Origin of the sequence: Pectinatus haikarae (genome assembly GCF_050916305.1) — a bacterium.
Taxonomy (GTDB): Bacteria; Bacillota; Negativicutes; order Selenomonadales; family Selenomonadaceae; genus Pectinatus; species Pectinatus haikarae.
The window spans coordinates 3,025,412-3,040,527 of record NZ_CP116940.1; the positions used below are offsets into that span (position 1 = coordinate 3,025,412).

A 15,116-nucleotide genomic window follows, 5' to 3' on the forward strand; every position below is an offset into this window, starting at 1 on the left:
CCCTTTTTCTAAATTTTATCATCAGCCATGGATTGTTCATGTACGTCAATATAATTATGTGAGTCGGCCTTGCTTCCTGCCAGCAGAAAAAATAAGATCTCAATCACTGCCATAGCTGCAAGGCGTGTAAGCGCAAAACTAAACTCAGGGAAAAACAACCGTTCTCGTGAAATAGTATTAATATGATAATCTGCCTTTGATGCCAGAGAAGATGTCGCCGAATTAGTTATGGCAACAACAGTCGCTTTTTGCTTAGCAGCAACATCAATAATACTAAGAAGATTTTTAGATTCACCTGATGCGGATATGGCGATTACTACATCTGTTTTTTTCAACCTGTGTGCGATTACTAATTGATGTTCCCAAATTGTCGAGGAAAAAGAAGTTATACCCAGTTCGGTAAATTTATAGGCACCATCTAAGGCAATAGGAATAGTATTTCCCTGTGCTGCAAACAAAATCATATTGGCATTTTTAATACAATTGATAATATTATCAAGATCCTTGACTTTAATATTTAATATTGTCTGCTTTAGTTCTTCATATTTATTAGCCAAAATATTTTGCAGTGATTGTTCTAAATTATTAATATCAATATTGTTTGATACTTTAACATCATCATGATTGACCATTTCCTTGGCCATTTTTATTTTTAGATGGTAAAAACCCTCACAGCCGCATTTTTTGCATACTCTTACAACTGTTGCTTTGCTTGATGCACTTACTTCTGCCAATTCTGCGACAGTCATATTTATAACAGTGTCTGAATGGGCCATTATATAATCAGCTACTCTCTTTTCTGCATCAAAAAAATCACTGTAACAAGAGGTTATTTTGTCTATTACATTAAAGTCTTTTTTCTCCGACATACTATGAACACTTCCCTTTGTAATATTTAACTTTTAACTGTTCTTATATTATATCTCAGGTGCGTGTTCGATAAAATATCGTTCGGCTTCAAAACTCCAAAAACCATTATTCTTTTTGATGATCTGCGATAAAGTTTTTTCAAAATTGTTATGTGCAATATGAAAATCTGATAATTGTGTTAAAGGAAACTTTTTATTGGTATATACTATTTTTTTACCACCGCCTAGATCTGAAAGATTTATTGTTGCTTTTGCTGCATCATTTAATCCTAAAATATGGGATACTATTTTAGCTGCATTGATATTTTGCGATTCGATCAGAGATACGGCTTCTTTCATATCATTTGTATTGCCGCCGCTGGTTCCAACAATATGCGTAGCCTTATAATGCACATTATAAAAGTTGATGTTGGGACTGAATTCATGATCAGTAGGCCCGGCAAAAAAATTCAAACAACCGTCATAAGAAAGCAGTGTTTCTGCCTGTTGAACTAATTTTTCATCAGGTGCAAATACAAATACATCATTGAATTCAATAAATTCTCCCATTATTTTTTTCATGGTATCTTTAAAATTTATTGAATCTCTTGTATTAATGTAATATAGTTCCACGCCCTGCTTTTTGGCCTCATCTTTCGGATATAATTTTTCAACCAGATTTAGTTTTTCCTGTGTTCTTCCGGTGACAACCAACAGTTTTGGTTTTTTGGGGCCATGCAGTGCCAGATCAATTGCCAGATATCCCATGGGACCGGTCGCTCCCAAGATGGCCATACTGCCATTTTCCTTTATACCCATAACATGTTTATGACTGTACATCCTCTCTAAATGATAGTTAGCATTAAATGCCCCTATAACACAAGATAAAGGTTCTACTAAAGATCCTTCAAAATATGTTTTGCCATTATAATGAAGAAGACTGCCATTTTCCATTACTTGATTCTGAATAATAATTTTTGTAGCATCACCACCTATTAACGGATATGAATAACCAGGTGCATAACAATTTTCTGCACCAATGTTAGGCTGTATTACAAATTTATCTCCCGGATGAAAAGCAGCAATCCATTTCTTGCCTACAGCTAAAATATTTCCACAAAATTCATGGCCGACAATAATAGGATTTTTACTTATATCATCCGGTACTTTATTATGCTGGATGCCTTGCTTAACCGCTTTTAAAGTTGACATGCATAAACTGTCAGTAATGACTTCCGCCAATATTTCATTATCTTTTATTTCTGGTAAATCAAATTCTTCTAATCGCAAATCATTTTTGTTATATAACCTGACTGCTTTTGTTTTCATTATTATAACCCTTCATAAATATAGTAATTATTTTATGCCAATATTCCCAGTGCAGAACCTATTATCCCAACTGCAAACAACATAAATATAAGCATAATGGGACTGATCCGCATCTTTAATAGCTTACATACCAAAAGAGTCAAGCCTAATCCTAATAACCCCGGCATGAGCTGGTCAAAAATATTTTGCAACGTTGTTGTAATTATGGAACCATCGGGTGATGCTATTTGTGAGATAACAACAGGAACATTGATTACCGTCCACTTTGAAACCAACGCTCCCATAACAAAAAATCCCAAAATAGAAGCACCTTCTGTGATTTTCTGCAGTTTATTTCCCTTCAGTTCATTTAAGACCAGATCTAACCCTTTCTTGTAACCATAAAATAAACCCAGCCACAATGCAGCCAATCTGGCTAAATTAAATAATGTAAAAAAAAGAATTGGTCCCAGAACACTTCCTGTTAATGCAATAGAAGCACCCAATGCAGCAGTTATTGGTCTGAGCGTTCCCCAGAAAATTGGATCACCAACACCGCAAAACGGCCCCATCATACCAATCTTAATGCTATTGATAGCACTTTCCTCAATCTGAGCACCATTAGCTTTTGCTTCTTCCATAGCTGCCGTAACACCAAGTACGGGTCCAACACACGCAGGCGTAACATTGAAAAATGATAAATGCCTTTTTAAAGCAGAAGTTTGATCCTCAGGCAAACTGTATAATCTTTTTATTGCGGGAATCATATTAAAGCAAAACCCCAGCGCATGAATTCTCTCAAAATTAAAAGAAGCTTGTTGGAAATTTGTTCTTATAAACATGTTGATTAAATCGCTTTTTGTTAAACTTTTTTTAATATCCATATGAATTCTCCTTACCTAATTATCTAATTCATCATCAATACTGTTGGACGCGGAAGAAATATCAGCCACTGCCGTTTGGTTCATCTGAAACTTAGGGTTAAGCTGTACGTAAACAATAGAGCAGAAAAGGCCTAAAACGCCGAAAGCAACCAAATTAAACGTAGTAAAACCGGCAATCACAAAACCAAGGAAAAAAAATGGCAGCAGATATTTTGCTCCCATCATATTTATGACCATGGCATATCCTACAACCACAATAAATCCACTGGCTACTTTAAGACCTGTAGTTATAAAAGCAGGAATTAATGCTAATAAATTTTGTACACCTGCCGGACTAACAAATAATGCAATCAACAAAACAGGAATGGAAACACGCAATGCCTGTATGACCAATGCACCGATATGGCAGAAATCAATTGCTCTGAAATTACCACTTTCGGCATACTTATCGGCAGCATGTTGAAACATGACCGTAATTGTCCTGGCAATAACTGTCAAAACCTGTCCGGCAGCAGCAACAGGGAGGGCAATCGCTATTCCCGTTGCAATTGGCTGGTTACCGATGATAACAAGCATCGCGGAAATAATGCTGGCCAATGCTGAATCCGGTGACTGTGCAGCACCGATATTCATCCATCCCAGAGCAATCAACTCTAAAGTTCCTCCCAAAATAATTCCCATAGTAATATCTCCCAAAACCAGCCCCACCAAAGTACATGCAACCAGAGGCCGGTGTGTTTGAAAAGAATCCAAAACACTTCCCATTCCTGCGACAGCAGCAACTAAAAAAAGTAAAATAATTTGAAATGTACTCAGCACCATAACTTAAACCTTCTTTCAAAAATGATATTTACCGTCGGATTAATAATTTTTTTAAATTTTGGTCATAATATCTATTTTTATATCATTTACAACCGGACGTATTTCAAGTTCTATTCCTAATTTATGCAATTTTTTAAATGTTTCCTTATCACAATCATCTACTGATACAGCTTTGGTAATCTGCTTTTTCCCATTTTTAAAAGACATACCTCCAATATTAACACTTTTTATGGGTACTCCCTCCTCAACCATCCGCAAGACATCCTGTGGGCAGATAAATAAAAAAAATACTGTATCTTCTTTATATTTTGGATTTTTATAAACGCGAACTGCTTTCTCAACATCTACCACACTGACCTTAATACCAGGAGGTGCAACCTGTAATATAAGAGTTTTACGAATAGTATCATTCATTACTTCATCACTGCAAACTATTATTCTTTCAGCATTTGCAGTTTTTGCCCACACCGTAGCTACCTGTCCATGAATTAAACGATCGTCAATTCGACACAATTTTATTATCATTATAGTTCCTCCAATTCTGATAAATGCGATAATTTCTCACAAAAACGAACATAATTGATCTTATTCGATAAAATAATTTCTGTTAATTTTTTTGCAGAAATATTTTCTCCACTGCAAAGTGTTAGAACGTCAAGAAGCATTGGCAGGCTCCCACCGGCAATAACCATACAGAGTTTGTTTTGCAATGCAAATCCAGCTGCAATATTATATGGTGTACCGCCAAATATATCAGTTATAATTAATATTTCTACGGAATCATCCATACATTCTGAAAATTTTCTTTTTAATTTATCTAAATCATCTCCTGGTATAAATTCTATAACACCGATATTTTGTTGTTTTCCACATATCATTTCTGCAGAATTAAGAAGTTCTCTGGCTAAATGACCATGTGATGCTAATATTATTTTCATATACTCTCCTTAATAATAAAATATTGTTTTTTATATTTGAAATTTTATTTCTCTTATTTCAAGGACATGAAAAATAGTTTTGATTTACTTATATTATATTTAGAGAATAAAGTTTTGTCAATAAATAATTAAAAGAATTTTTTTTTGTAGTTAGCATCAATAGTAGTTTACCAAATTCAAGGCAACTTTGAATTTGAAAGAATTGTCATACTCTCTGGCACTGTCATAATCAGGCTGCGACCAAATCTTTACACGTTTTCTAGCCATTGTCATTTGAGTTTTTCAAATACAGCCAGTGCCCCTGAATTTTTCTTGCATGGATTCACCGGATAATACATCACGACTTTGCTTTTCATCCAGCCTGATAAGGACAAATCCAAAACACAGCAAATATTTTATCATTTTTTATATAAATTTATACAGACATTAAATATTACTAAAAAGTTATAATAATGTATATATAATATTATCCCGCCGTATAATATAAAAGCAAAATCAGTTTTATATTTACAATACATAGATGTTTTAAAATAGAACAAAATATTTTATAAATTATTTTAATATTGTATAGTTGACAATTCAAACATAGTGAATATATAATGGGCACATATAAGCAATGGTGCTTACCCATATCGGGTAAGTGCCATTTTTTATGTCGCTGTATAAATGAAATTATTATTAATGCAGCGATATGATTTATATAAATCTTAATAATAATTAAAAAGAGATGAAGGGATTGGATAACATGAAATATTCAAAAGTTAAAGCGGTAATTATGTTTATGGCTGTTGGCATGTCAATATTTTTTTCTGGATGTGGTGATACAAAAACAGCAAAAAACAACTCATCAGAAGAAAATGCAGCAGCTGCAGGAATTTATAATGGTAAAGTAACACTGGGGGCTACAACCTGGATTGGTTATGCACCTTTGCATTTAGCTCTGGAAAAGGGATTCTTTAAAGATGAAGGTATTGATATGGATATTCGTGTGATTGAATCGGCAGGTGACTTAAAGATGGCTGCTAAAGCCGGGCAGATACAGGGAATGGCACAGACCATAGATACAGAGGTCATGGCAAAATCTTCCGGTTTAGACATCAATTCTGTGCTGCCCTTATGCAACTCCAACGGTGGCGACGGAATAGTGGCAAAAAAAGGCTATAATACCTTAGCCGATCTAAAGGGAAAATCTATAGCACTTGATACCACCGGCGGAGCATCTTTATTTTGGTTCAATACAATGCTTGATGAACAGGGACTCAGCATGAAAGATTTTGATATTAAAAACATGACTGCCGGCGATGCTGGTTCTGCTTTTGTTGGCGGTAATGTTGAGGCCGCCGTTACATGGGAACCTTGGCTTTCAAAAGCTAATGCCACCACCTTCGGTAAAACTCTGGTCAGCAGCAAACAATATCCGGGTGTAATTGTCGACGCATTAGCAATCAATAGTGACTTTGCAAAACAATACCCTAAAACTATTCAAGGGATAATAAGAGCTTGGCTCCGCGCTGTTCAATATGCCAAGGATAATCCTGACGATGCCATACCGATTATGGCTAAAAGTCAGAATCTGACACCCGAAGAATTCAAAGCTCAATTGCCTAATATTGAATACTTCGATAAAGATATGACCAACAATTATCTGTTAAACGGTAAAATGGCTGAAGTAGCCCAGAAGGCATCCGATTTATGGATAAAAATGAAGCTTACTACTAATCCAATAAAAGGTACAGATTTGGTATCTGACAGCTACTATAAAGCCGCAATTTCCAATGAATAGCAATTTATAAAATACTTTAAATTGCAAAAAATGTTTATCATTATAATTTTTAATAATTTAAATTATATTCAGGGGCAAATATTTTGGGGATGAATATTGGAAACACAGGGAGATGGGTTGAGATGCATCCATTATTATGGATAATTGATGATGAATGGACCAACTATAATATTGAAAACAGTATATTCAAAAAATATTTAAAAACCTATGACATACGTTATTCAACGTATAAGACATTCCGCGAGGATGCAGAAGTTTTTGCTCCGCTGGCCGATGCGGTACTCAGTCAGATCAACATACCAGTGGACCGCGACCTGATAGGAAAATTGAAAAGATGCAGGATCATTTCCAATTATGGAACCGGTTATAATAATGTAGATTTAAAGGCAGCCGGAGAGAATAATATAGCCGTGGGATATATCCCCGGCTATTGTGATGAGGATATTGCCGATTATATAATATCTGCCGTATGCAGCATAAAGAAGCCGGTCATGGGATTCAAGGCAAAGGTCATTGACGGACAGTGGGGCATGCCGGCTCTGAATATGCGTGTGCATCGCCTCAGTGCGGTCAGATTTTTTATCATAGGGCTGGGACGCATAGGGCAGAAGGTAGCCGGAAAGGCTGCTGCATTGGGAATAAAAGTGCTGGCATACAGTCCTTCCCTGACTCCCGCAAAGGCCGCCGAATGCGGTGCAGAATATATTTCCATGGCGGAAGGACTGCAAACAGCTGATTTTGTCAGTATTCATATGCCGTATACAAAAAAGACGGAAAATTTTTTCGGAACGGAGCACTTCGCTCAAATGAACAGCAACAGTTATTTGATCAATACAGCCCGAGGCAGAATAGTCGATCAGGCGGCACTGCTGCAGGCCGTCCGTACCAAGCAGATCAAGGGCGCCTTTTTGGATGTTCTGGCGAACGAGCCTCCGGCGGCAGATGAGGATATTCTTAAGTACGATGATATTCATATAACACCGCATATATCCTATTATTCAGAAGAGGCTCTGGAAGAACTGCAGCGCCGTGCCGCAGTTAATGCGGTGAAAGTTTTGCTGCATCAGGATGGTGCCGATTTGGTAATAGATAAATAGAGAATCAGTCATTGAAAAGCCGCTGCATCGCATGGCCCTTTGCTGATGCAAAATACTGGAAAGATTAATTATCAAACGATATTCATTAACAAGCTTTATTGGGTGAAAGGAATAATACAAAAATGACTAAAAAACTTATCAGTGGCAACGAAGCCGTGGCGTACGGTGCTTTGGCCGCCGGAGTCAAAACAGTGGCCGGTTATCCCGGAACGCCATCTACGGAAATGATCGACAGTCTTTTAAAAATGGATATAGAGGGAACCCATGTAGAATGGAGCACAAACGAGAAAGTTGCTTTTGAAGTGGCTGCCGGCGGTGCTCTGCTAGGGTATCGTACAATGTGCGCTATGAAAATGACCGGTGTCAACGTGGCCTATGACAGCCTTATCAGCATTGCATATTCCGGCTGTACCGGCGGTTTGGTGGTTTATGTGGTTGACGATCCGGGTGTGAGTGCGGGAATGTCTGAGCAGGACAGCAGAGGATTTGCCCTGCTGTCCGATATGCCGGTGCTGGAACCGTCTAATCTGCAGGAATCGTATGATATGGCAAAATACGCCTTTGAGCTGGCCGAAGCGATACAAGGTCCGGTATTTCTGCGTTCGGTCACAAGCATATCGCAATCGCACGGTCTGGTGGAAATCGAAGAACGTATTTTACCGGAAACGGATCATCCGCTATTCGAACACAATATGGAAAAGTATACCAAGGCCGGTGCGGTGATCTGTATGAATCAGCACAAGGCGCTGATAGAAAGGCTGGATGCGGCAGGGAAATATATTGCCGAGAGCAGCCTGAACAGTCTCTGTCTGAAAACTTCTAAAGGAGTCGGCGTTATTTCCGTGGGTGTGGGCAACAGCTATATCGATGAAGCTTTTGATATATTAGAGGAAAATCAGATAAAAACGGACGATATTTCCGTTTTGAAACTGCATAATACACTGCCATATCCGGATGATGAAATCAATGCTGTTTTGAAGCACTGCACCAGAGTATTGGTGGCTGAAGAGCTGGAGCCTTATCTGGAAAACCGAGTATATCTTAACGCATACAAGCTTGGCGTCAAAGTGGATATATTGGGTAAAAATGACGGCACATATTCACGCATCGGCTATTATGATGCCGATAATCTGGTAAACGGCATATGCAAACTATTAAATACAGCACTGCCCGCTCTACCGGAGAATACGGATACGGCACCGGAAAAGAAATGTGCGGCACGGCCTATAACCGTCTGCGCCGGCTGTCCGCACCGCGGCACATATATATCGATACAGAATGCCATAAGCAAATTGAAAATGAAAAAGAGCGAGGTCGTTGTCACCGGCGACATAGGCTGTACGATTTTGGGTACGACGCCGCCTTTCAACGCGCTGTGGACAGAGGTTTCCATGGGAGCAAGCATTCCGCTGGCTCAGGGACTGGTATACGGCGGTACCAAAAATCCGGTGCTGGCGACGATCGGCGACTCAACCTTCTTCCATGCCGGTATGGCAGGGCTGGTGAATGCTCTGCAGCATAATGCAAATTTGACCGTTATTATAATGGACAACGGCTGGACCTCCATGACCGGCATGCAGATAAATCCCGGAACGGCTCAGGATTTCCAGCTTGGCAGCTGGAAACAGCTTGATTTGAAAAAAGTAGTAGAAGGATTAGGTGTAGAAGATTTTCATGTTATCGATCCGTATGACTTGGATACAACGGCACGGGCTATAGCGGAATCGATGCAATACCAGGGTGTGAGCGTTATTCTGGCAAGGCGCGAGTGTGCGATTCAATCAAACAGGAGAAAAATTAAATATTCGGCAATTAAGCTTGATCTGGAAAAATGCGTTAACTGCAAGCAATGCATAAATATTACGGGCTGTCCGGCCATTGCTTTTGCTGACAACACTATTTCGATCGATTATGCTCAGTGCAACGGCTGCGGTATCTGCACTCAGGTTTGCAAGTTTGATGCATTAGTAAAGGAGCAGTAATAATTATGTCAATAAAAAAATATGATATCTACATTGTAGGGGTAGGCGGACAGGGCGTATTGACTATAGCTGATATTTTAACCAGTGTCGCCTTTACCAGGGAGATGCCCGTCAATTATTACCCGACTAAAGGTATGGCACAGCGGGGCGGTTTTGTAAAGGTACAGCTGCGGTTCGGACGGAGCAACGTTGGGCCGGATATCCCTCAGAACAGTGCTGATCTGGTTATTTCAATGGAACGTTCCGAATCACTTAAGGCCGTGAAATACTTGAAAAAAGGCGGAGAATTTTTCCTCTATGACAATTGCTGGGAGCCGACGGCCGTTATGCTGGGCAAGGCACCGTATCCGACTTTGAAAGAAGTATGGCAGGAAGTAACGCAGGCCGGCGGAGCGGTCAAATGCCTTTCCAATACCGATCTGCCGCTTTATCAAGGCAAGCGGATAAGGGATAATATATATATACTGGGTGGTATTTTGCAAAGCACGCGGTTAAAAGAAATAATTTCTAAGGACGATGTCGTGAAGGCAGTAACGGAAAAATGGCCGAAGGTAGCTGAGAGCAACGTTTTTGCCATTGAAAAGGGAATGCATTCGGAAATAAAAACAGCATTATAATATTGGAGGCATTGCATATGATTTATCAGGATTTATTTTATCCTGCGGGAGTTGCCGTGTTTGGCTCCGTAAAACCGGGAAAGCTGGCGGCAGTCATCATAAACAGACTCAAAGAAGGCAATATGCCCAATGTCTATGCCGTTAATCCCAAAGCTCAGGGGATGGAGAATGTGCCCGGCTGTGACTCCGTACTTAAATTAAAAGGACAGGTACAGCTGGCGGTGATTGCCGCACCTGCTGCGATAGTCAAGGATATTCTTGAAGAATGCGGTCAAGCCGGCATCAAGGCCGCGGCAATTATAACATCAGGTTTTTCCGAAGCCGGAAATGTTCAGGGGGAGCAGGAACTCTTAGAAATTGCCAGCAGGTACGGCATGCGTTTTGTGGGACCGAATTGTGCAGGTGTCGTCAATACTCACAGCAATCTTTTGGCGACTTTGGAAACACGTCCTCCAAAGGGGAATATAGCAATAATTTCTCAAAGCGGCGCCGTCGGCGGTATATTGATGTCCATGGCCAAAGCTCAGAAAATCGGCATCTCCAAATTTGTCAGCTTCGGTAACGGACTTGATCTCAACATGATGGAATTTCTGGAATGGATGAAAACCGATGACGAAACTAAGGTTGTTGCCATCTATATGGAAGCGGTAAAAAACGGACGTGCTTTTATGAAGGTATTGTCGGAATTGACCGAAATCAAGCCTGTGGTTATAGTAAAAGCCGGGCACAGCAGCGCCGGTCAGCGTGCAGCACTATCCCATACCGGCTCCATGGCAGGTGTGGATGCGGTATTTGATGCCGCACTGGGACAGTGCGGCGCTGTCCGTGCGGAAAGTCTGGAAGATTTATTTGATATATGCAGAGGCTTTTCGGCACTGCCGGAAATAAAAGGAGAACGTGTACTCATAGTCACTAATTCCGGCGGACCGGGAGTGATGACTACCGATAAATCAGAGGAGGTCAGGCTGAGTCTGCCCGAACCGAGTCAAAATATGAAGGAGACATTGGGAAAATTCCTGCCGTCCTTTGCCAGTATCAAAAATCCGGTGGATCTGACGGTAGAGGGCACCGGTGAACAGTACCGGGATGCTCTTGCGAACGCACTGGAGGAATACGATGCAGCTGTCGCACTCTATATCGGAACACCGTATTTGAAATCAGCTCCGATAGCGGAAGGCATTATACAGGCGGGTAAGAGTACGGGTAAGCCCATTGCGGTTTCTTTAAGCGTAGGTACAGATATGAATGAATCGCTTGACCGATTGGAACAGGAGGGAATTCCAGCCTTTATATCGGGAGAGCGCGCTGTCAAGGTGTTTGCCAAGATGGCCCAATATTATAAGTGTAAAAAGCTTGGGAAAACTTTTGAAGCTTCCAGTATGCCGACGGTCGGTACAGTGCTTCCGAATAATTTATTGGAGCCGGATGTCAAGGAACTGCTGCAAAAAAATAATATTTCTGTCCCGCCGTATTCATTTGTACATACGGCTGAGGAAGCGGCTCAGTCCGGTGAAGAATTGGGCTGGCCGGTGGTTATTAAGGTGGTTTCTCCGCAGATCATACATAAATCTGATGTGGGAGGAGTGCTGCTGGGCATAGACAGTCCTAACAAAGCCAGGGAAGCGTTTAAGACTCTGGAAAAAATCGCTGAGGGACGTGATTTTCGCGGCGCAATCATGTACCATATGCTTGATTTAGGACGAGAAGTGATAATCGGACTGACCAATGATGCTTCTTTCGGCCCCGTAGTCGTGTTCGGTTTGGGCGGAATTTACACGGAGGTGCTGAAGGATGTTGTGTTCAAGGTCGCTCCCGTCGATGAAAAAACAGCCCTGACAATGATCAAAAGTATAAAATCATATAAATTGCTTGAGGGAATACGCGGCGGTAAAAGCATTGATATGCAGTTTCTGGCAAAAACCATTTCCGAATTATCTTATTTTCCGTTTAAATATACTAATATACGGGAAATGGATCTGAATCCTGTTTTTGCCTATGAAGATGGAGTAATAGCAGTCGATGCGCGTATTGTAACTGATAATGAAGCTTGAGGTGGAGAAAATGCCGGAAATAAAAAAGATGTATATAGACGGAGAATGGGTACCGTCATCTTCGGGTGATACTACCGCGATCATCAATCCCGCGACGGGAGAACAGATAGCGGTTGTTGCCAAGGGAACTCGTGCTGATGCCCGATCAGCCGTGAAAGCGGCGAAAAGAGCTTTCTATGAGGACGGCTGGTGGGACAGCACAGCCGGTGAACGTGCTGAACTGCTTAATAAATTTGCTGATGAAATGGAAGCAAACGTCGATGAATTAGCCCGTGTAGAAACAATGAACAATGGAAAAACTCTGACCGAGTCAAGTTATGACGTTTACGACAGTGCAGCCTGTCTGCGTTATTATGCAGGACTTTGCACAAAACCTTCAGGACAGACCTATGCCGTTCCCAATCCCAATGTTCAGTCAATGACCGTACGCGAACCTATCGGCGTGGTGGGAATGATCGTGGCATGGAATTTTCCGATATCGCTGGCAATGTGGAAACTGGCGCCTGCGCTGGCAGCGGGTAATACCGTCGTTTTAAAACCGGCGAGCTATACGCCGCTGTCGGCAGTAATGCTTTTTGAAATGATGGAGAGAGCAGGCTTTCCCAAAGGCGTGGTCAATCTGGTATTGGGCAGCGGCGCAGATGTGGGTGACGAGTTGGCGGCAAATACAGATGTGGAAAAAATAGCATTCACAGGCAGCATTGAAGCGGGCAGCAGTGTTATGCGCGCTGCGGCAAACAACGTAAAGGGCATCTGCCTTGAACTCGGCGGCAAATCGCCGGTAGTGGTATTTGACGACGCCGATATTGCCACGGCAGTTGATTATGCGGCTTTCGGAATTTTTTACAACCAGGGTGAAGTATGTTCGGCCGGTTCCCGCATTTTGGTACAGGATACTATATATGACAGCTTTACCGCGGCCTTGGTTGAATATACCGGGCAGATAAAATTAGGCAACGGACTGGCAGAGAATACCACGATGGGTCCTCTTATCAGTAAAAGCCATATGGAAAAAGTGATCGGCTATATTGAAACAGGTAAAAAAGAGGGCGCGACACTGCTGTGCGGCGGGCGCAGAGCCATGGAGGGAGAACTGAGCAGAGGCTGGTTTGTCGAACCGACTATTTTTGGTGACTGCACACCGGATATGACTATCGTGAAAGAAGAAATATTCGGACCTGTCTTGTGTCTGCAAAAATTCCATACGATAAATGATGCTATAGAGCTGGCAAATGATACCGCTTATGGTCTGGCCGCCGGTGTATTTACCAAAGACGGCGCCAAAGCACTGAAGGTAATAAAAAAAATACGTGCGGGCATTACTTGGATCAATGAATTCAGTCCTGTCTACAATGAAGCTCCATGGGGCGGCTATAAGCAAAGCGGTATCGGCCGTGAACTTGGCACCTATGGATTGGACGAATTTACCGAGGTCAAGCAGATCAATATCAATTTGGAACCGGCGCCTACTGGCTGGTTTACACCTAAATTATAAGCGCGGGAGGTTTTCATTGTGTTTATGCCATTTACTTACAAGCATGATGTGCAGATAGAATTCGGTCCGGGAAAAACAAAGGATATTGCCGAAAGTGTCAAGGCAGAAAATGCCGGAAAAGCGATGCTGGTGATAGACAAAGATCTCAGAAAGCTGCATATTGCCGATGAGATATGCGCGGCTTTGACAGAAAATAATATAGCTTACTGCATTTTCGATGATTTTACACCCAATCCCAGTGTTCTGAGTGTAGACAGCTGTGCAAAACAGATACGCGCAGAGCATTGCGAAATAATTATTGCCATCGGCGGAGGAAGCTCCATGGATGTAGGCAAGGGTGCCGCGGTAATTGCCACCAACGAAGGCGGCATCATGGATTATATGTATCTGCGAAAGGACAATGCCAAAGTGCCGGAGCATCCGCTGCTACCGGTTATAGCTGTACCGACGACATCGGGCACCGGCTCAGAGGTCTCCGAGTGCATCGTATTGATAGATACCGATAATATAAAGGATGTCATGTATTCTTCAATACTGCTTCCCAAATATGCCTATGTAGATCCGGAGCTGACATATAAAATGCCTGCTTCTATATGCGCCAATACAGGTCTGGATGTTCTGGGACATGCTTTGGAGGCATATATCGCGACCCTGGAAAACATCATGGCGGATCTTTTTGCCAAGGAAGCCATTAAACTGACCTTCCAATATCTTCCCAAGGCAGTGAGCGGTGACAAAGAAGCACGTATATATATGGCGCTGGCTTCAATGTATGCCGGGATCGCACAGTCAAAAAACGGCTGTGTACTGCCGCATGCGGTCTCGTGTCCGCTGTCGGCTTCATATGGTGTTCCTCACGGGCTTGGCGTAGGAGTGGCACAAATCCCCAACATCGAATACACGCGTGATGTCTGCGCCGAACAGTATAAGCAGATTTTGGATTATATTGACCCGCTCGCACATGAAGTACCGGCGGATGAAGCTGCCGACGGATTGATCGAAAAGATCAAAACATTATTTACCGCTGTGGGTGTGGATATGAAGCTGGATATCGGCGCTGTCGACAAAGCCGTAATTACTAAAATGAGCAGGGAGGCGCTTCTAGAAATAGATATAGAGGGATCGCCCCGCCAGCCAGTGACGCAGGAAGATGTCGAAGCGTTTTACTATAAAATGCTGAAGTTATAATTTCGGCTATCCTCTCCCAGAGGAACAGATACTAATAAAAAACAGAAACCTTCAAACTAAACAGCGGGACTGTTGCACACGATAAGTATGGTGCACAGTCCCG

At 41.7% G+C, this 15,116-nt stretch carries 13 protein-coding genes; 7 read left to right on the forward strand and 6 right to left on the reverse strand.

The features are described 5' to 3' along the window. Nucleotides 1-8 precede the first annotated feature (8 nt). From NXG61_RS14570 to NXG61_RS14595, 6 genes are read right to left on the reverse strand one after another with little or no spacing between them, the layout of a single operon-like run. Nucleotides 9-869 (reverse strand): MurR/RpiR family transcriptional regulator, encoded by an 861-nt coding sequence (locus NXG61_RS14570; protein WP_196605653.1) that lies wholly within the window; start codon nt 867-869, stop codon nt 9-11. A gap of 48 nt (nt 870-917) precedes the next feature. Further along, nucleotides 918-2,177, reverse strand: a complete 1,260-nt coding sequence (locus NXG61_RS14575) for a zinc-binding dehydrogenase (protein ID WP_231038666.1) — start codon at nt 2,175-2,177, stop codon at nt 918-920. A gap of 32 nt (nt 2,178-2,209) precedes the next feature. Continuing rightward, entirely contained in the window at nt 2,210-3,040 is an 831-nt protein-coding gene (locus NXG61_RS14580) for a mannose/fructose/sorbose PTS transporter subunit IID (RefSeq protein WP_307225116.1), read from the reverse strand. A 15-nt stretch (nt 3,041-3,055) separates the two neighbouring features. Then, nucleotides 3,056-3,862: a PTS mannose/fructose/sorbose transporter subunit IIC gene (locus tag NXG61_RS14585; protein ID WP_307225115.1), complete on the reverse strand. Its 807-nt coding sequence runs from the start codon at nt 3,860-3,862 to the stop codon at nt 3,056-3,058. Nucleotides 3,863-3,913: 51 nt separating this feature from the next. Continuing rightward, nucleotides 3,914-4,387 carry a mannose/fructose/sorbose PTS transporter subunit IIB gene (locus tag NXG61_RS14590; RefSeq protein WP_196605656.1) on the reverse strand — a complete coding sequence of 158 codons (474 nt, stop codon included), beginning with the start codon at nt 4,385-4,387 and terminating at the stop codon, nt 3,914-3,916. Continuing rightward, a complete protein-coding gene (locus NXG61_RS14595) occupies nt 4,387-4,800 on the reverse strand; it encodes a PTS sugar transporter subunit IIA (protein ID WP_196605657.1) in 414 nt (137 codons plus the stop codon). The genes NXG61_RS14590 and NXG61_RS14595 overlap by 1 nt, the downstream gene beginning before the upstream one ends. Nucleotides 4,801-5,545: 745 nt before the next feature. Between NXG61_RS14595 and NXG61_RS14600 the strand changes: the two genes are divergently transcribed. The 7 genes from NXG61_RS14600 (at nt 5,546) to NXG61_RS14630 (ending at nt 15,013) form a co-directional block, all read left to right on the forward strand. Then, a complete protein-coding gene (locus tag NXG61_RS14600) occupies nt 5,546-6,583 on the forward strand; it encodes an ABC transporter substrate-binding protein (protein WP_307225112.1) in 1,038 nt (345 codons plus the stop codon). Nucleotides 6,584-6,705: 122 nt separating this feature from the next. Further along, on the forward strand, nt 6,706-7,680 hold the full coding sequence (locus tag NXG61_RS14605; RefSeq protein WP_432748950.1) for a C-terminal binding protein: 975 nt from the start codon (nt 6,706-6,708) through the stop codon (nt 7,678-7,680). A 122-nt stretch (nt 7,681-7,802) separates the two neighbouring features. Further along, nucleotides 7,803-9,662: a thiamine pyrophosphate-dependent enzyme gene (locus tag NXG61_RS14610; protein ID WP_196605660.1), complete on the forward strand. Its 1,860-nt coding sequence runs from the start codon at nt 7,803-7,805 to the stop codon at nt 9,660-9,662. A gap of 5 nt (nt 9,663-9,667) precedes the next feature. Beyond that, nucleotides 9,668-10,279 carry a 2-oxoacid:acceptor oxidoreductase family protein gene (locus NXG61_RS14615; protein ID WP_196605661.1) on the forward strand — a complete coding sequence of 204 codons (612 nt, stop codon included), beginning with the start codon at nt 9,668-9,670 and terminating at the stop codon, nt 10,277-10,279. A gap of 17 nt (nt 10,280-10,296) precedes the next feature. After that, nucleotides 10,297-12,330, forward strand: a complete 2,034-nt coding sequence (locus tag NXG61_RS14620) for an acetate--CoA ligase family protein (protein ID WP_307225107.1) — start codon at nt 10,297-10,299, stop codon at nt 12,328-12,330. Between the two features lie 10 nt (nt 12,331-12,340). Then, complete coding sequence (locus NXG61_RS14625; protein ID WP_307225106.1) at nt 12,341-13,825, forward strand: aldehyde dehydrogenase family protein; 1,485 nt, start codon at nt 12,341-12,343, stop codon at nt 13,823-13,825. A gap of 24 nt (nt 13,826-13,849) precedes the next feature. Continuing rightward, on the forward strand, nt 13,850-15,013 hold the full coding sequence (locus tag NXG61_RS14630; protein ID WP_231038716.1) for an iron-containing alcohol dehydrogenase: 1,164 nt from the start codon (nt 13,850-13,852) through the stop codon (nt 15,011-15,013). Nucleotides 15,014-15,116: the final 103 nt, after the last annotated feature.